This is a genomic window from Acinetobacter sp. ANC_7513 (assembly GCF_056779915.1).
Map to the genome: position 1 here is coordinate 150,518 of NZ_JBWYIW010000006.1, position 18,411 is coordinate 168,928.

The 18,411-nt window shown below is 40.0% G+C and carries 17 protein-coding genes; 8 read left to right on the forward strand and 9 right to left on the reverse strand.

Annotated elements, in window-relative coordinates; translation table 11 throughout:
* Positions 1–15 precede the first annotated feature (15 nt).
* Complete coding sequence (locus tag AC1M9B_RS08645; RefSeq protein WP_092767411.1) at positions 16–1,311, reverse strand: serine hydrolase domain-containing protein; 1,296 nt, start codon at positions 1,309–1,311, stop codon at positions 16–18.
* A 249-nt stretch (positions 1,312–1,560) separates the two neighbouring features.
* Between AC1M9B_RS08645 and rpsO the strand changes: the two genes are divergently transcribed.
* From rpsO to AC1M9B_RS08660, 3 genes are all read left to right on the forward strand, one after another.
* Positions 1,561–1,830 (forward strand): 30S ribosomal protein S15, encoded by a 270-nt coding sequence (rpsO, locus tag AC1M9B_RS08650; protein WP_035264047.1) that lies wholly within the window; start codon positions 1,561–1,563, stop codon positions 1,828–1,830.
* A gap of 242 nt (positions 1,831–2,072) precedes the next feature.
* Complete coding sequence (pnp, locus tag AC1M9B_RS08655; protein WP_481589200.1) at positions 2,073–4,160, forward strand: polyribonucleotide nucleotidyltransferase; 2,088 nt, start codon at positions 2,073–2,075, stop codon at positions 4,158–4,160.
* 106 nt (positions 4,161–4,266) lie between these two features.
* The gene (locus AC1M9B_RS08660) at positions 4,267–5,499 is read left to right on the forward strand and encodes a magnesium transporter CorA family protein (protein WP_481608952.1); all 1,233 of its coding nucleotides are present in this window, start codon (positions 4,267–4,269) and stop codon (positions 5,497–5,499) included.
* Between the two features lie 82 nt (positions 5,500–5,581).
* On the opposite strand, the gene AC1M9B_RS08665 is transcribed toward AC1M9B_RS08660, so the two are convergent.
* The 6 genes from AC1M9B_RS08665 to AC1M9B_RS08690 all read right to left on the reverse strand — a co-directional run bounded on the left by AC1M9B_RS08665 (position 5,582) and on the right by AC1M9B_RS08690 (position 12,461).
* Positions 5,582–5,845 (reverse strand): HP1242/YdcH family protein, encoded by a 264-nt coding sequence (locus AC1M9B_RS08665; protein ID WP_481586754.1) that lies wholly within the window; start codon positions 5,843–5,845, stop codon positions 5,582–5,584.
* Between the two features lie 76 nt (positions 5,846–5,921).
* A complete protein-coding gene (locus AC1M9B_RS08670; protein WP_035264056.1) occupies positions 5,922–6,248 on the reverse strand; it encodes a chaperone modulator CbpM in 327 nt (108 codons plus the stop codon).
* The gene (locus AC1M9B_RS08675; RefSeq protein ID WP_481593266.1) at positions 6,245–7,168 is read right to left on the reverse strand and encodes a DnaJ C-terminal domain-containing protein; all 924 of its coding nucleotides are present in this window, start codon (positions 7,166–7,168) and stop codon (positions 6,245–6,247) included. Before AC1M9B_RS08675 ends, AC1M9B_RS08670 begins: the two co-directional genes overlap by 4 nt.
* A 153-nt stretch (positions 7,169–7,321) precedes the next feature.
* Positions 7,322–8,197 carry an Hsp33 family molecular chaperone HslO gene (gene hslO / locus AC1M9B_RS08680; protein ID WP_092767221.1) on the reverse strand — a complete coding sequence of 292 codons (876 nt, stop codon included), beginning with the start codon at positions 8,195–8,197 and terminating at the stop codon, positions 7,322–7,324.
* Positions 8,198–8,247: 50 nt separating this feature from the next.
* Positions 8,248–10,128: a monovalent cation:proton antiporter-2 (CPA2) family protein gene (locus tag AC1M9B_RS08685; RefSeq protein ID WP_481591452.1), complete on the reverse strand. Its 1,881-nt coding sequence runs from the start codon at positions 10,126–10,128 to the stop codon at positions 8,248–8,250.
* A 110-nt stretch (positions 10,129–10,238) separates the two neighbouring features.
* Positions 10,239–12,461, reverse strand: a complete 2,223-nt coding sequence (locus AC1M9B_RS08690) for a primosomal protein N' (RefSeq protein ID WP_481591451.1) — start codon at positions 12,459–12,461, stop codon at positions 10,239–10,241.
* A gap of 152 nt (positions 12,462–12,613) precedes the next feature.
* Between AC1M9B_RS08690 and gspF the strand changes: the two genes are divergently transcribed.
* From gspF to AC1M9B_RS08705, 3 genes are all read left to right on the forward strand, one after another.
* Entirely contained in the window at positions 12,614–13,819 is a 1,206-nt protein-coding gene (gene gspF / locus AC1M9B_RS08695; RefSeq protein WP_035264068.1) for a type II secretion system inner membrane protein GspF, read from the forward strand.
* Positions 13,820–13,877: 58 nt separating this feature from the next.
* Positions 13,878–14,303, forward strand: a complete 426-nt coding sequence (gene gspG / locus AC1M9B_RS08700) for a type II secretion system major pseudopilin GspG (RefSeq protein ID WP_228143111.1) — start codon at positions 13,878–13,880, stop codon at positions 14,301–14,303.
* Between the two features lie 281 nt (positions 14,304–14,584).
* The gene (locus AC1M9B_RS08705; RefSeq protein WP_481591450.1) at positions 14,585–14,917 is read left to right on the forward strand and encodes a hypothetical protein; all 333 of its coding nucleotides are present in this window, start codon (positions 14,585–14,587) and stop codon (positions 14,915–14,917) included.
* Between the two features lie 63 nt (positions 14,918–14,980).
* Here the strand turns inward: AC1M9B_RS08705 and lnt are convergent, their stop codons facing one another.
* Both lnt and AC1M9B_RS08715 read right to left on the reverse strand, forming a co-directional pair.
* The gene (lnt, locus tag AC1M9B_RS08710; protein ID WP_481591449.1) at positions 14,981–16,540 is read right to left on the reverse strand and encodes an apolipoprotein N-acyltransferase; all 1,560 of its coding nucleotides are present in this window, start codon (positions 16,538–16,540) and stop codon (positions 14,981–14,983) included.
* Positions 16,537–17,376 (reverse strand): HlyC/CorC family transporter, encoded by an 840-nt coding sequence (locus AC1M9B_RS08715; RefSeq protein ID WP_092767211.1) that lies wholly within the window; start codon positions 17,374–17,376, stop codon positions 16,537–16,539. The genes lnt and AC1M9B_RS08715 overlap by 4 nt, the downstream gene beginning before the upstream one ends.
* 200 nt (positions 17,377–17,576) lie before the next feature.
* Here AC1M9B_RS08715 and tusA point away from each other — a divergent pair, with 200 nt between their 5' ends.
* Positions 17,577–17,834 carry a sulfurtransferase TusA gene (gene tusA, locus AC1M9B_RS08720; protein WP_035264077.1) on the forward strand — a complete coding sequence of 86 codons (258 nt, stop codon included), beginning with the start codon at positions 17,577–17,579 and terminating at the stop codon, positions 17,832–17,834.
* A 107-nt stretch (positions 17,835–17,941) separates the two neighbouring features.
* A partial coding sequence (locus AC1M9B_RS08725) for a phage late control D family protein (RefSeq protein ID WP_481608953.1) occupies positions 17,942–18,411 on the forward strand: 470 nt, incomplete at its 3' end.

Genomic DNA, 18,411 nt, shown 5'->3' on the forward strand with positions numbered 1-18,411 from the left:
TTTTTTACATTGATATTAAACACGTTCAGTTTCAGATTGATCAGTTCCAAATAACGCGCGTCTTTTTTCCTTAGGAATACTTGGGCATTGGTTGGATATTTGATATAGCACTTTTGCTAAAGCGGCTAAATGTGTGCCTAACACAGATTTCCCTGTATTTAAGAACGATACACTGATATCCCGTTGAGGATCTGCCCAACATAAAATATTCGAGAAACCTAGATGACCAAAAGCTTGTCCAGTATTTGGGCCAAATACACCGATTGGATTACTGCCTAACATCGGACCAAGTGCATAACGCATAGGTGCTAAAAGGTTACGGTCTATTGTTGTATTGGATGTAGGGAGTGTTGCTCTGAAAACCGTTTCTGAATTGATAATTTGCTGGTCTTGATAACGACCACCATTGAGTAACATTTCAAAAAAGCGATTGGCTTGTTCAGCACTGGTGTAAATATTTCCTGCTGGACAGACGGTATCCATAAAACGGGGATCATTGGTGACATCCACTGCCAGTTGCAGTCCTCCGCCTAATACACGATTGAGATATAGGTCAGTCCCCAAGACAGGGTGAATCCCAGTTGGATAATTTTTTGCAACTAAATGACGTAGTTCTGGTTTTAAACCATAGTTGAAGAAAGGTAAATTCATTGGTTTTTCAATATGTTCGTGCAAGTAATCACGAATATCTTGTCCTGTTACACGTTCAACCAATTCTCCTAAAATATATCCAGCAGTTACAGCATGATAAGAGAGTTGCGAGCCTACGGGTGCAATCGGTTTTGCTGCATAAAGATGCTCCAGGATCCCTTGACGATCAAATAAAAGCTCTGGAGTGACCTCAGTTTCAATTTTAGGAATACCGCCACGGTGTGATAACAAATGAAATATGGTGGCGCGTCGTTTACCGTTAACACCAAACTCTGGAATATAGCGACTCACTGGATCAAGTAAGTTAATTTTCCCTTGTTGATCTAACAAATGCACTAACATGGCATTAACGATTTTAGAGGCAGAAAACATACAGACCGGTGTTTCTGGTGTCGCAACTTTAGAAGGGTCTGTTTGATAGTTTGGACCAAGTTCTGTGTAACCAATACTGCGATTAATTAATATCTGACCCTTGCGACGTAAACACATACTGATCATTGGATGATTGCCAGTACGATAAAGTGCTTCAACACTGTGCCAAATTTTATCAATTTGCTGTTGCGTCATTCCCCCAAGTTCTGGCGCAACTTCGTCTTTATGACGAGTGATCGTAGTTAAATCTTTTGGTGCTATGCACGTATTTGTAGAGAGTAATTTCACGTTCATTCCATGTTTCATTGTTTTTATAACAGGCAAGTTTGCCCTGCCAAAAAACAAAAGTCAGTATCTTTAACGACATGAATTGATGATTGTTTCTGCCAGAAGTTATTGAGCGGATAATTTTGCTTTTTGAGGGGGGTTCCTTTAAAATAGCACGCTGCTGTAGTGATGCACGGCAGTCAATTCCGCTTTGAAGAGCGTCATTGATTTGTATCAAATACTTTTAAATAAGCATCTCGGAGAAATCGAATGGCTTTAACAAACGCAGATCGCGCAGAGATCATTGCTAAATTTGCTCGCGCTGAAAACGACACTGGTTCACCAGAAGTTCAAGTAGCTCTTTTATCTGCTCAAATCAATGACTTACAAGGTCACTTCAAAGAGCACAAACACGACCACCATAGCCGTCGCGGTCTTATCCGTATGGTTAACCAACGTCGTAAGCTTCTTGACTACCTTAAAGGTAAAGATGCTACTCGTTACAGCGATTTGATTGCTGCTTTAGGTTTACGTCGTTAATTCGATTTAAACTTTATTTTCGGATTATTGCATGTTGAATGCTGTATTGCTGAAAACTAAAGGCGATCTAGTTTCGACTAGATCATGGGGAAGGGGCGAATAGTTTCGCTCCTTCTTTGTGTTTAAAAATAGTGTTTCTAGTGAGGTCGGCTTCTAAGCTTTGTCATTTAAAACCTGTGTTGTGAATGCCAAACCTTAGGGGTCTCCACTAGAATAAAATCAGGAAAAAATAGAACATGTCGATGTTTAATATTATTCGTAAAGAATTCCAATTCGGTCAGCACCAAGTTGTGCTTGAAACAGGCCGTGTGGCGCGTCAAGCAAATACAGTAGTGATTACCATGGGTGGTGTGACTGTATTGGTTGCTGTTGTTGCTCAACCAACTGCGAAAGCAGGTCAAGACTTTTTCCCACTGACTGTTAACTACCAAGAAAAACAATATGCTGCAGGTCGTATCCCAGGTGGTTATGGTAAGCGTGAAGGCCGTGCATCTGAAGCTGAAACTTTAATTTCACGTTTGATCGACCGCCCAATTCGTCCGTTGTTCCCAGAAGGTTATTACAACGAAATCCAAGTGACTGCAACAGTTGTATCATCTGACAAAACTATGGAAGCTGATATTGCTGCAATGTTAGGTACCTCTGCTGCACTCGCAATTGCAGGTACACCATTCCGTGGTCCAATTGGTGCTGCACGCGTTGGTTTAATTAACGGTGAATACGTTCTTAACCCAAGTCATGAACAACTTGCTCAATCTGACCTTGACCTTGTGGTTGCAGGTACAGAAGCTGCTGTTCTTATGGTTGAATCTGAAGCGAAAGAACTTTCAGAAGACCAAATGTTGGGTGCTGTATTGTTCGGTCACGACGAAATGCAAATTGCAATTCAAGCGATCAAAGAATTTGCTGCAGCTGCTGGCGCGAAGGAATCTGACTGGGTTGCTCCAGCGAAAAACGAAGACCTTCGTAGTCAATTGAAAGCAGCTTTTGAAGCGAAAATCTCTGAAGCGTATACGATTGCGGTTAAGCAAGACCGTTATGCAGCACTTGATGCACTTCATGCTGAAGCGATTGCTCAATTCGTTCCAGAAAATGACGAAACAGGTATTGCTGACGAAGTTAACGAATTATTTGAAGACCTTAAATATCGTACAGTTCGTGACAATATCTTGTCTGGTAAACCACGTATTGATGGTCGTGATACTAAAACTGTTCGTGCAATCGACGTACAAGTGGGCGTATTAGATCGCGCTCATGGTTCTGCATTGTTTACACGTGGTGAAACTCAAGCACTTGTAACAACAACTTTGGGTAACACGCGTGATGCATTAATGGTGGATACCCTTGCAGGTACGAAGACTGATAACTTCATGCTTCACTACAACTTCCCTGCATACTCTGTAGGTGAAACTGGTCGTGAATCTGGTCCTAAACGTCGTGAAATTGGTCATGGTCGTTTGGCACGTCGTGGTGTTCAAGCAGTTCTTCCACCAGCTGATCGCTTCCCGTACGTGATTCGTATCGTATCTGACATCACTGAATCGAATGGTTCGTCTTCAATGGCGTCTGTGTGTGGTGCTTCTTTATCACTTATGGATGCAGGTGTTCCACTTAAAGCGCCAGTTGCAGGTATTGCAATGGGTCTAGTGAAAGAAGGTGAACGTTTCGCAGTTCTTTCAGACATTCTAGGCGACGAAGATCACCTTGGCGACATGGACTTTAAAGTAGCAGGTTCTGCAAACGGTATTACTGCACTTCAAATGGACATCAAGATCGAAGGTATTACTGAAGAGATCATGGAAGTTGCATTGAATCAAGCGTATGCAGGTCGTATGCATATCTTGAATGAGATGAATCAAGTGATTTCACGTGCTCGTCCTGAAATCTCAATGCACGCACCAACATTCCAAGTGATCAGCATCAATCCTGATAAGATCCGTGACGTGATTGGTAAAGGCGGCGCAACTATTCGTCAAATCACTGAAGAAACCAAAGCAGCGATCGATATCGAAGATAACGGTACAGTACGTGTATTTGGTGAAACTAAAGCAGCGGCAATGGCTGCAGTAGCGAAAATCCAAGCGCTTACAGCAGAAATTGAACCAGGTACAATTTACACAGGTAAAGTCATTCGTATCGTTGAATTCGGTGCGTTCGTCAATATCCTTCCTGGTACTGATGGCTTGCTTCACATTTCACAAATCTCGAACGAGCGTATTGCGAATGTGACAGACGTTCTTACTGAAGGTCAAGAGGTTAAGGTACAAGTTGCGGATGTTGATAACCGTGGTCGTATCAAACTTACAATGAAAGACATTGAACAAGCTTAATCATTTAAGCTAATTCTAAGCCTTGTGTGGTGCTTCGTTTAAACGAGTGTTACACAAGGCTTTTTTTATGGCATGATCAAAATGTTCTCATTTAAAAATAACTAAAATGCAAAAGTTTAATTATTATTATCATCAAGGTGACGGGTATATTTATCTGAGTGAAGAATTATCGACTGATGTTGATGCAGAATTTATATGGTTGAGTTTTGAACGCCACGAATTGATTCAAAATACAGAGACGTGGCAACGATATATTTTTGAGAACACTGGAATTCTGTTGAACGAATTTCATCTTAAAGATATTCAAAACATTGAGCATCCTTGCGTATTTGATGCATTGGATGATTATGATTTATTGATATTTAAAAAATTAATCACCCCAGATGACCACATTCAAATTCAGAATGGTCATTCAGCTGAACAACAAACTGCGGACATTGTTACAACGCCGGTAAGTTTTGTCATGACATCAAATGTTTTAATCACAGTGCATGAACGAGGTAATCGTGTATTTGAAACATATCTTGAAAGAGTGCAGGCGATTCAAACACGACCTATAGAGCAACAAAATATTCCACGAAAATTAGCACAGAGCCCTGTAGATATTGTGCTTAGATTACTGAATATGATGGTGGATGGCTATTTAGGTTTACGTGTGGCACTAACCAAACGTGTGGAATTTTGGCAAAGAGAACTATTACAAGGAAATCAAAAATTTAATCGATGGAATCAACTGCTGCAAGAGATCACGGCTTTTCAACAAGTTGAAAATTTGTGTGAAGAACAGGTTGAATGCCTACAAGAATTAAGAGATGAAGTTGTCGAAAATTATCATCATATTAAAGCTAAACGTAAGGCAGAGAAGCAAAATTTAATGCTCGTCCGAATGGATGATTTAATTAGCCATATTGAAAGAATACAAAAGCACAGTGTTCGGTTAAACCATGCAGTACAAGCCGCTATCGATTTGCACTTTTCAGCAGTGGCCAATCAAACCAATGAAAATATGAGAATTTTAGCAATTATCACCGCTGTATTTGCACCACTGACTCTTCTTACAGGTATTTACGGAATGAATTTTGAATTTATTCCAGGATTAAACTCACCGCATGGCTTTTGGTATATGCTCACAGCCATGTGTGTGACAACACTTTTGTTAATTTGGTATTTTTATCGTAGACAAATGGTCGGGCGCGGTGAAAAAAGTGTGATGGAATTGTTGGCTCAACAAAACCAGCAGCAACAACTCGGTTTGTTTGCATTTTTGGAGTATGAACCGATTCAAAAAACATTGAAAGGTACGCTCCGAGAAATGGGACGTTGGACTCGATTAAAATAGTCAACGTCACATAAGGCACTTATGCTTTAAGTCAGAATGATAAGTGCCAGATTCACCGTTATTTTATAATATTAAATTGAAATTACTGGGTAAGGTTCATCTGCGCTTGTTTGAGCAAACGATACATTTCATCTTTTAATTTAAGTTTTTTTCGCTTTAGAAACTCAATATCATCATTAATTACATTAACTGGATTTAGTTCCAAATGCGTAATTTCATGATCTAGCGTTTCATGTTCCTCGAAAATTTTAGCGAAGTGAGGGTTTTCTTCTCTTAAAGGCTGAATAAGTTCACGGAACTCAGGGAAAAGGTTTTTCAGCTTTTTATTGCATTCTTTAACTTTCATTGATGGTTTAATCCTTTCATTCTAATCAATAAAAAATAAATGCATGTAACAGTACATGCATTTATGTGGGCTTGCTTTATTTGAAGTATTTCACTTGCTTGCGCAATTGTTGTACTTCATCTATCAGATCCATCATCATGGCGACGGCAGGGAGACTTGCTTCAAAATCCCGTTGCAAGCGATAAGCTCTCCGTGCTCGAGTAAGTTCTTCACCAAAAAATTGATGGATTTTTTGCTCAGAACGAGCTGGTAGAATTTCATATTCAAGTAATTGCAAAACCCATTCAGGACTTTGTCCGCATGCTTGGGCAAAATGCTTTAAATCAAAAATACATTGGTCATCAATGATTTCAGCCTCTAAATATCCATTTTTGTACACTTCTCGGTACTGAATCGTTGTCATGATTCACCTCCTTCATCACGAGGGTTGAAATGTGTAAATGCTTGAGCAAATTGCTCATATGCCTGTTTTTGCTGCGGGGATTCTGCTCTTGGATAAACAATATTCAGGATTAGATAAAGGTGTCCCGGGGGGGAAGAGGGAATCCCTTTTTCTTTAATACGGAGTTGTTTGCCATAAATTGTATGTTGAGGAATGCTGACTTTGATCTTTCCAGAGGGGGTTTTTAGCTCGATGTCTTGGCCTAAAGCAGCTTCCCAAGGACTAATGTTAATGTGATAGTAAATGTCTGCCTGATCGACATATATGCTGTCAGTGGTTTGATAATGGATCTGTATATAAAGATCTCCATTTTCACCGCCCGATAAACCAGCTTGTCCTTGACCTTTGAGTCGAATTTGTTGACCGTTTTTCATCCCTTTCGGGATTCTAATTTCAAGGGTTTTTCGCTGAACTTCAGGTTGTCCATATGCATTAAAAGTGGGTATACGCAATTGGATGGATTGAGTGACACCTTCAAAAGCGACTTGTAAGGGCACTTCTATACTGGCATGTTGATCTTCACCACGAATCGGCTGGGATTTATATTGGTGTGAGCGCTGTGCATAACCTCCACCAAAACCTGTTCCAAAACGCCCAAACAAATCTTCAAAGCCAGAAAATTCATGATTTGTATGGTTTTCACTATCCGAGAAAGGAGACTGACTATTCAACTGATCGAGTTGTTGATCGTACTCTTGTTTTTTTAAAGGATCACTTAATGTGTCATAAGCCGTATTAATCGCCTGCATTTTTTTTTCGGCATCAGGTGCTTGACTGATATCGGGATGGTATTTCCGAGCCAGTTTTCGATATGATTTTTTTATTTCCTCAGGACTCGCATCGCGATCTAGTCCGAGTTCCTCATAATAATTATTTGCCATTAAGCAAAAATAACCGTTGATTAACTTTTAATCATTATGAGCAGACTTTCGAAGACTACAATATGTTCAGATGGTGAATAATTGTTTCAATTTCTTACAACAAAAAAAATCAGCAAGTAAAACTTGCTGATTTTCGAAGAGAACTGTTTAGGATTAACTGAGGTGCTCGCCGAATAGACCAAGAGCTTCTTCAGCAGTAAATCTGTATTGAGTGTTACAGAATTGACAGTCCATGGTAATAGGGTTCTGTTGTTCTAAAATTTCACGCACAGATTCAGCACCCACCTGAATTAATGCTGTAGAGCAACGCTCTTTAGAACATGTACAGCCAAATTGAAGTTGTTCAGCTTCAGGTAGTCTGACTTCTTCTTCATTATATAAGCGATACAAAATTTCTTGCGCATCCAGCTCAGTAAGTTCATCTGTTTTTAAAGTTTCAGTGAGCATGGTTAGACGAGGCCAGATATCTTCATCAACCTTTTGCTGCTCTTCATCATTGTTACGCGGTAATAATTGAATCAAAAGACCACCAGCGCGTTGAGCAGTACTAGCTAAAACGATCTTGGTTGGGATTTGGGCAGATAAATCATAATACTGCATGAGGCATTTAGCTAAATTCGGCTGATCTAAAGGCACGATACCCTGATAGCGTTCGCCAAATTCAGGTTCAATATTAATAAATAAAACTGGACTGACCAAAGTTTTCAGAACGATGCTGCTGTCTGATGCTTCTTCAAAACGTGGATCAGCTTCATATTCAGCTAATCCGCGTACTTCACCGAGGTGATTACATTCAGCCATAGCCCATTTTAAGGTGCCAGAAGCTTGAATTTGGAGGCTAATACGTCCCTTAATTTTAAGTGTGCTGGCCAACAATGCAGTCGCACTGAGCATTTCGCCCAATAAAATTTGAATCGCAGGTGCATAGGCGCGTTGCGCTAAAATTGTTTTAAGCGCATCTTCAAGATGTACGACTTCACCACGAACAGGGCTGTTATCAATAAAAAAACGTTGACGTAAATCAGACATAAAATTCTCCAAATCCCTGTCTAGATGGTGACGATATTGTAAATCACAAGTTAAAATTCTTCATCTCGACAAACATTAATTTGGTTTTGCGAGTGCTTAGCGCGTCGTTCTATAGAACTTACTTCAGAATCAATGGTTTCATCTAAACTTTCTGAAAGTGGTTGATGTTGTTGAGCATCATTTTCAAAAATTTGTTCGAGTTCCGCTAAGAAATTTCGATAGCTTTCAAAGACTTTTTGATCATCCGTATAGATGCGTTGTTGCTCAGCTAATAGACGCTCATCATAGTCTCTAAATATTTCAATACTATGTTGAGCATGTTCTTGACTTAAACCTAACGCGGTTAAGGTGCGAAATGCCATACCGAGTGAAGATAGAAAAGTTTCACGCCAAATATGCTCAATGCCTAAGTCTTTAAGTAAATGCATATGATGTCGATCACGGGCACGGACGATGAGTTTGAGCGTTGGATAATTCAAACGTAAATGGCGAGCAATATTCATCGACATTTCCACATCGTCTACAGCAAGTACAAATGCCTTAGCATGCTCGATGCCTGCAGATCTCAATAAATCAGGGGAGGAGGCGTCTCCATAATAAACTTTACCACCGTACTTTCTCACAAAATCAATTTTTTCTAAATTATTATCAATGGCTGTAAAGCTGACATGATTGAGATAAGCAACGCGCGCCACTATTTGTCCGACGCGTCCAAAACCTGCAATTATTAATGTTGAATGAGTGTCTGGTAATGGGACATCTTCAGCGCTATCAGTCTTTCGATCAAGATATGGAATGAGCCATCGTTGTGCAAGCCAGAAAATGACAGGGGTGAGTGCCATCGAAATTGCAATGATCAGAATCGTAGGGGATAACACTGCTTGAGTAATTAAACCTTCGGTATTCGCAACAGCTAAGATCACATAAGCAAATTCTCCTCCTTGAGCAAGACAAATGGCAATCAATACACTGGTTTTGCATTGAAATTTAAAATATCGCGCGATTGCAACCATGCTTAATATTTTTATGATGATCAGCACGAATGCCCCACCAAAAATGAATAGCGGCTGATCTACGAGGAGATCAATCGGTGTCATCATGCCTACGCTCATAAAGAATAAACCGAGTAATAACCCTTTGAAGGGTTGAATGCTCGATTCCAGTTCATGGCGAAACTCAGAATCCGCGAGTAATACACCTGTCAGAAAAGCACCGAGCGTGGTGCTTAATCCGAGCATATCCATAAACAGAACAACCGCTAAAACAATGAAGAGTCCAGCAGCCGTAATGAGTTCCGTTGCTCCACTCTGTACAATGAATCTAAAAAATGGTCGCATCACATAGCGACTAAATAAAAATAAGCCAGTAAACGTTGCAACAACAGCGGCAAAATAAGCAATACCATGATGTGTAGACTGATTTCCCGCGAGTAGGGGAATCAGGGCGAGTAAAGGAATAGCGGCAATATCTTGAAACAGTAAAATAGAGAAAGATTGCTGACCATGTGCGGTATTCAGCTGCTGCTTTTCTGCAAGTAATTGCATGACAAATGCTGTAGATGATAAAGCAAGGGCAAGACCAATTACGACACTAGCAGCAAGATGCTGTTGGAAGAACAGCCAAATGGTTGCGACAAGAATTATACCTGTGATCAAGACTTGAGCACTTCCAATCACAAATATAGAGTGACGCATATTCCACAAGCGCTGAGGGCGTAATTCTAGGCCTATTAAGAACATCAAAAAAATCACGCCGTACTCAGCTAATTTCATTAATGTTTCGGCATCATTGGTCACATTCAATGCACTTGGACCAAGTAATATTCCTGTAAACAAATAACCTAAGACTGTCGCAATACCAATTTTTTTTCCGAGCGGAACAAAAATTAATGCGGCAGCTAGAAAAATTGTGATTTGTAACAACAATGGCATTGGCCTTCCCTAAAGTGGAATGTTGGACTGATGAAATTGTAATCGTGTCTGCTTTAGCTGTGTAAATTTAATTCAGGTCTTCGACTTTGATAATTTAACTCTATTCATGATTAGCTTAGCTCTTGAGGATCTATATCAATACTGAGCTTCATCGTTGAAGGTTTTTGTTGAAGCACAAATGGCCACCATTCTCGTATATAGAAATGCATTTTTGCACGATCTGATGACAATAAAACCACATGTGCCTGATAACGCCCAGCCTTTCGCTCCATTGGCGCAGGAATTGGACCCCAAATCTCAATCAGCTCACCAGTATGTTGTTGGAGCGATTGTGTCATATTGGTTAAAAAATTGAGATTTTCTTCCTGACTACGCGATTCACAACGTATTAATGCTGCATAGCGCATTGGAGGGAGTAAAGCAGCTTGACGATCATGAAGTGTTTCACGAGCAAAAGCACGATAGTCTTTATCAATGAGCGTGTTGAGTAGAGGGTGATCAGGTCGTAAAGTTTGTAGATAAACCTCACCTTTTTTTTCACCTCGTCCTGCACGACCTGCAACTTGAACAATCAATTGGGCTGTTCGTTCCGTTGCTCTGAAATCAACACTGAGTAGGCCACTATCAATATCTAAGATTGCAACTAAGGTTACATACGGAAAGTGATGACCTTTGGCTAACATTTGCGTACCAAGTAAAATCATCGGTTTACTTTGATGAATTTGCTCGTAAATTTTTTGCCAACTCCCGACACGGCTCGTGGAATCACGATCTACTCTGACCACAGGAAAGTCTGGAAATAAAAGTTGTAAATTCTCTTCAACTTTTGCCGTGCCCATTCCAATAGGCTTCAAGGTGTGTTGCTGACAAGAGGGGCATTGATCAGGCAGTCGATTAATTGTCCCACAGTGATGGCAATGCAGGTGCTCATATGGTTTTTTATGAAGCGTAAAATGTGCATCACAATGGGGACAATTGGCTTGCCATCCACAGCTTTCGCAGATCAGGACAGGTGCATAACCACGTCTGTTTAAAAAGATCAGTACCTGTTCTTCTTGATTGAGTCTTTTTTGAATTTCTTTAATGAGTTGTTCGCTTATACCATGCTGTTTTTGAGCAATCTTTAGATCAATTAAATGAATTTTAGGTAAGCTTGCACCTGCGGCACGTTCATCGAGTTTCAGAATCGTTAATTTTTTTTGCTCCACCAAATGATATGAGTCAATACTTGGTGTTGCTGAGCCAAGGACAATGGGGCATTGCTCTAAATAAGCGCGATAGAGAGCAACATCACGTGCATGGTAGCGAAAACCTTCTTGTTGTTTGAATGACAGGTCATGCTCCTCATCTAAGATAATGAGCCCTAAATTTGGCATGGGGGTGTAAATCGCAGAGCGTGTACCAAGAATAATGGAGGCCTTCCCTGTTTGAGCATATTGCCAAGCTTGGAGGCGCTTTGTGTCATTCAGTCCGGAATGCAACAAGACAATATTGCAGTGAAAGCGAGATTGAAATCGACTGATAGTTTGAGGGGTTAAGCCAATTTCTGGTACCAGTACCAATACTTGCTGACCTTTTTGTAAAACCTCTTGCATGACTTGCAAATAAACTTCAGTTTTTCCGCTTCCAGTTAAACCATCGAGTAAAAATGCTTGATAGCGATTTTGTGCTTTTAAAATGGATTGAATTGCTTTTTTTTGATCATCATTTGCAGTCAATGGCATTTGAGCCAGCTGTACAGGTTCAGGACTAAAGTCCTGCTGAATCAATTTGCATTCGACGATTTCTTTCTTTTCAAGCGCTTTTAATGTTGCTGTTTCCACACCACTCAAATTCAGTATCGTCTCGGCAGTCCCTTGAGGGTGTAGCTTTAAAATTTTATAAGCCTCTTGTTGTTTTAAAGATCGAGCCACTTTCTTTTCAGCGTCTAAATTTAAAACTTTCCAAGAGTGAGCTAATAAATTATAGGGTTTGCCCTGCCTTAAAAATGTCGGCAAAGTGGTATGCATGACTTCCCCAATGGGGAATTGATAATATTGAGCAGACCACTGCGCGAGCTGAATGATCGTAGCATTGAGTATGGGCTGTAGATCCAAGATTTCAGTGATGGATTTCAGTTTGATTTTCGGATCTAATGGCGTTTCCGGTGCGATCTTTTCAAGTACGATTCCGACTAAGTTTTGACGACCAAACGAAACAAGAACACGGCAACCTATGTGTATAGTTTGGTATTGTTCTGCAGAAACTTCATAATCAAAACAATCATATAGATAAACTGGCACCGCGATGCGCACTCGATAAACAATTTGGCTTAATTCTGAAATATTTGTCATATATAGTCGTCAATCAATATGGTGAAAACTTATCGTGGATAACCAATGCTTGTGATAGAGTGTTCAAGTTGTTGCAAGTGATCAATATGAATGAAGAGAACGGTCTAAGGCAACTCTTAAGACATCATAATTAGGAAAATTAGAGCATTATCATGCCCGCATATCAATATACTGCCATCGATGCTTCAGGAAAGCAGCAAAAGGGTGTGCTAGAAGGTGATTCAGCCCGACAGATTCGACAACAGCTTCGGGATAAACAATGGATTCCAGTACAAGTTGATGCTGTAGAACAAAAAGACAAGCATCGAACTGGTGGTTTTTTTCAAAAAAAATTTACAGCTTATGACTTAGCTTTGATGACTCGCCAATTATCCGTATTAGTTGCAGCGGGGATCCCACTTGAGGAAGCATTAAGAGCAGTTGCCAAACAAAGCGAAAAAGCTCACGTGCAAAATTTGATGTTATCTGTAAGATCAAAGGTTTTAGAAGGTCATTCCTTGGCTCAAGGGATGCAACAATCTGGCAGATTCCCTGAACTTTATATTGCAACGATTGCTGCTGGTGAGCGATCAGGACACTTAGATCTTATTCTCGATCAATTGGCTGATTACACTGAAAATCGCTTTGCGATGCAAAAGAAGATTCAAGGTGCAATGATTTATCCTATTATTTTGATGTTGATGTCTTTCGGTATCGTAATGGGACTCATGACCTATGTAGTACCAGACATCGTTAAAACTTTTGACCAAAGTAAAGATGCGCTACCTTGGATTACGGTTGCTTTAATGAAAGCCAGTGATTTTATACGTCAAGCTTGGCCATTTGTATTGGTTGCATCGGCGTTGGGATTCTTTCTATTGGTGCGTTTTTTAAGGACTGCCGCAGGGCATTATGCTTTTGATCGTCTCACGTTGAAGTTGCCATTATTTGGAAAACTATCACGAGGTATTAATGCCGCCCGCTTTTCAAGTACCTTATCTATCTTAACGCAATCTGGTGTTCCTTTGGTCGACGCGTTGAAAATTGGTGCAGCAGTAAGTAGCAATTGGGTTATTCGAGATGCAGTCAATGTCGCGGCTGAAAAGGTCACAGAGGGTGGAAATTTGGCTACGCAACTTGAACGCTGTGGTTATTTTCCACCGATGATGGTGCAAATGATCAAAAGTGGTGAAGCCTCGGGTGAGTTGGATCGAATGTTAGAAAGAGCTTCGACGATGCAAGATCGAGAAGTTACCACATTAATTTCGACATTATTGGCGTTGTTGGAGCCACTAATGTTGGTGTTAATGGCTGCGATTGTATTGGTGATCGTGATTGCTGTCATGTTGCCAATCGTCAACATGAACAATATGATTTAAACAGATTCAATAAATTCTAATAATGAATGAAATAGCGAGTGAAAATATGCGAAACAAGATGAAAATGCGAAAACAATCTGGTTTTACCCTGATCGAAGTGATGGTAGTGATTGTGATTTTAGGTGTGCTTGCAGCACTGATTGTGCCTAATGTCATGGGGCGTGGTGAGAAAGCGAAGGTTGATACCACAATCATTACGCTGAAAGGTGTTGCAGGTGCATTAGATCAATACAAATTAGACAACAACCAATATCCATCCATGCAAGATGGTGGCTTGGATGCCTTGGTCAATCAACCAGCTTCAGCAAAAAATTGGTTACCTGGTGGTTATGTGAAGGGTGGTTATCCTAAAGATAGCTGGGATAATGATTTGCAATATGTGATTCCCGGTTCGGAAGGTCGTGCATATGATCTTTATTCATTCGGCGCAGATGGAAAGCAGGGTGGTGAAGGAAATGATGCTGATATCTTTTACACACCATAAATGAAAATCATTATTAAAAACCATTTATGGTATTAATCACTTCACTTAATCGAATTAATAAATATTGAGTGAAGTGATAATCTTTATTATTTATGGATATTGACTTAAGGTATTGATAATTAAATTATTTGTAAATAATTGGTTTTTGAGATTTATAATAAGAATTATTCCCATATTTAATGGTTACAAGAAACAGAAAATATGAAGAAAATTAGGCTTTTTATTTTAATTATTCCCTGCATAATGGAGCCAACAGCTTAGCTTGATAATAAGGGGGAATGATGAAAGCATTAATATTGTCAGATGAAATCAATTTATTTCATTGGACTGTGCTCAAGTCTGCACTGCTTATTTTGAGCTTATTGCCTATCAGTCATCTATTCATTGATCTTTGGTCAAATGCAGACGCAAGCAGTCAAATCATGATCGGATTTATGGCGATTAGTGTATTTAGTGCGATTACGATTTTAAGTTTTTATAGTGCACTTAAGGCATCTGTTTTGACGCTGTCTGATGTATCTTCAACATTTGAAGCGCTGCTCATTAAAATTTATCGATCTATTCCGATGTTGAGTTTGATGGCAATGCTGTCTTACCTCACAACACAAATTTAAAAAAACCGAGCATATTTGCTCGGTTTTTTGATATAGAACATATATTTGATTTGAAACCAAGTGTTATCGACGAGATTTAAAACTGACATCGACAACACGTGGTCTAAAGAACCAACCCATCACCAATAAAATCAATGACAATCCCAATATTGGCCAATCACTGAATCTCGTATACCAAGTTTGCCCTTCCATTGCAGGTAGATCACCACGAAGAACCGCTTGTTGATCAATTGGGGCTTGGCTGACGATTTCCCCTTTGTGGTTGATAAAAGCAGTTACACCTGTATTGGTTGCACGAATAAACCAGCGTCCATTTTCTTTTGCCCGCATTTGTACCATTTGTAAATGTTGCCACGGACCAGCCGTACCCGTAAACCACGCATCATTTGAAACGGTGACGAGGAAATCACTATTTAGTGCATTGCGTCGGGTTAGGTTCGGATAGGCAACCTCATAACAAATCGCAGCAGCTAATTTGTGGTTGTGAATTGAAAAAGGAGCTTGATCCTGCGGACCACGTGAAAAACCGCTCATTGAAGGATCATTTTGAAGCGCAGGTAACACCCAACTTAACAGGCCAGACAGCGGAATATATTCACCAAAAGGAACGAGACGCTGTTTTTTATATAAGCCTGTAGCTTCATCACCAGATGCCATCATGGAGTTGTAATAACGCGGATAACCCAATGCCTTAGATTCATTTAAATCCCAATATGGAATGCCTGTTACCCAAGCTGTGTTGGTACTTTTGGCTTGCTGATCCATTGCATCTAAAAATAGTTCAATATCTGATTGAAACATTGGGATAGATGATTCAGGCCAAACCACCAAGTCACGTCCCCATTCTGATCGCGTTAATTGTGCATAGATTTCAAGTGTCTTTACTTGATACTCAGTTAACCACTTTAAATCTTGAGGAATATTACCTTGGATTAAAGAAACGCTCAGCGGTGCTGATTTTTTTTCTTCTACAAAAGTTAAATAGGATGCGCCCCATGCACCTAGCAATACAATTGAAACTGGAATAGCCCAAAAGTAGCGTTTTCGTAGGAGTTCAACAAGTGCAGATGCAATGAGAATGACCACGAAAGAAACTGCAAATACACCAAATAAAGGTGCATAGCTATCTAAGAAACGCTCGGTAAAAGCATAACCTGCAAATAACCAAGGGAAACCAGTAAATACCCAAGTTTTTGCCCATTCAAAGAATACCCATAAAGGGGCAAAAGTAAGTGGTGTTTCTGGAAAGAATCGACGATATATCCAAGTTTGTATTGCAGTAAATAGCCCCATCACCAAGGCCATAATCGCAATCATGATGACACTTAAAAACGCAGATGTATCACCATACACATGGATAGAAGTGTATAACCAGAATGCACCAACAAACCATAAACCAAAACCGTAAGTCCAACCGATGAGGAATGCTTGTTTAGGATTTCGCTTACTGAGTGTGGCATATAGCAATGCTGGCGATAATATTGCCAGCCACCACCAATAAAAAGGTGCAAGTGCGAGACTAAAAGTCGCACCTGCTGTTAAAGCAATAAGGAGTGGATAAATGAAAGGTAATGATTTTTGTTTTTCTGAAGGACTCAATAATTTTTGAAAATAGGCTCTCATTTACGCACAGCTCGAATCAGATGAATAGTACGGACATCTGCTTCCACAATGGTAAATTCCCAATCTCCCAATTCAATCACTTGGCCTTGAAGATCGCTGACTAAACCAATTTCTTGCAGTAATAGTCCACCCACAGTTTCCACTTCATCATCAGAAAATTCAGCATTTAAAACATTGTTAAAATGTTCAATTGGTGTAAGTGCTTGAACTAACCACGTGTTACTGCTGTTGCTGGTTTGATCTGGAACAATGAAATTGGCTTCTTCATCGACATTGTCATGTTCATCTTCAATTTCACCCACAATTTCTTCAAGAATATCCTCAAGTGTCACTAAACCCGAAGTAGAACCGTACTCATCAATCACAATCGCAATATGTGTTTGAGTGTTTTTTAGCATTCGGAGCACTTGATCAGAACGCGCGCTTTCAGGCACAAAAATCGGTTGGCGCATCAGCGAATGTACATTTACTTTCGAATCACGATCTTTTAAGAAAGGTAAGAGGTCCTTTGCCAAAAGGATACCAATGACGTTATCAGGTTGATCTGTTGAAAATACAGGGAAACGTGAGTGCGCTGACTCGATGAGAACATCAAGAATATCCAATAACTCATCATCTTCTTGTAAGCTGACCATTGAAGTTCGTGGCGTCATGACTTCACGAATTTTAGTCGCTGGAAGGTCAAAGATTCCCTCGAGCATCGCTACTGTATCTGGTTCGAGTAGTCGACGTGAATCTTGTACAATTTTTAACAGTTCATCTCGGGTTTCTGGGGCTGTGCCTAACCATTTGCGTAAGCCACGCATACCCCACGATGTACCTGATTCCTCTTGCATGATCTTTCCTAAAGACTCTTCAATTGAAAAAATAAGTTTTAATCATACCGAAGAAAATACGCTTGTCTATTGGTAAAATTTTGATTCCTAATGATCTATTTGATCATAGACCACTGTATTTGGAGTCTTTTTCTGAATTTGGGAGTGAAAAGATTGAATTATGATAAAATAATCGCCCAATCTTTTTAGGGCGATATTGAATGTCTGATTCTCAAGTTCAACCTCAAATCCAGTTGAATACACGTGGTTTACGTTGTCCAGAACCGGTGATGATGTTACATCAAGCCATTCGTAAATCTAAGTCTGGTGATGTGGTGGAAGTATTTGCAACAGATAATTCAACTTCTTGGGATATTCCTAAATTCTGTATGCATCTTGGTCATGAATTGCTGTTGCAAGAAGAACGTTTAGATGACAATGGGAACAAAGAATTTCATTATTTGGTAAAAAAAGGTTAGCCCGTCGTGAATTAACGGTTGAAACAATTCATATCGTTTAAAATTGATTTTTTCGTGTACAATTTGGGTTAAGAATATCTAAATAATAATGATTAACTCATTTTGACATGAAGAATTTCATCAATAATATTCAGCGTACGATTGAACAGCTCGGTCTAACCGCCCAAAACAGAGCCCTCCACATCCAATTCAGTCATTCACAGCTGAATAGCCAAGTCTTCCTCCAACGCATCGATGGCAGCCATGCCCTTAACGAAGGCGTGCAAGCAGAACTCATCTGTCTCTCGACCAATGCCTTAATTCCACTCAAACAATTCATCGGCACACAAGTGGCCGTCGATCAAGTCACCGATCAAGGCACCCTGTTTAGAACCACTGGCATCATCACCGAAGCCTCACAAGGACAAAGCGATGGGGCACTGACCCTCTACAAACTCACGCTTAACGATGCAACTTCACTTTGGCACAAACGCCGCAACAGCCGCATATTTATGAACAAATCCGTGGTCGAAGTGATGGAAATCCTCTTTGAAGAATGGCAAAACAAAAGCCCACTTTTTGCCTCTAGCCTCAGCCT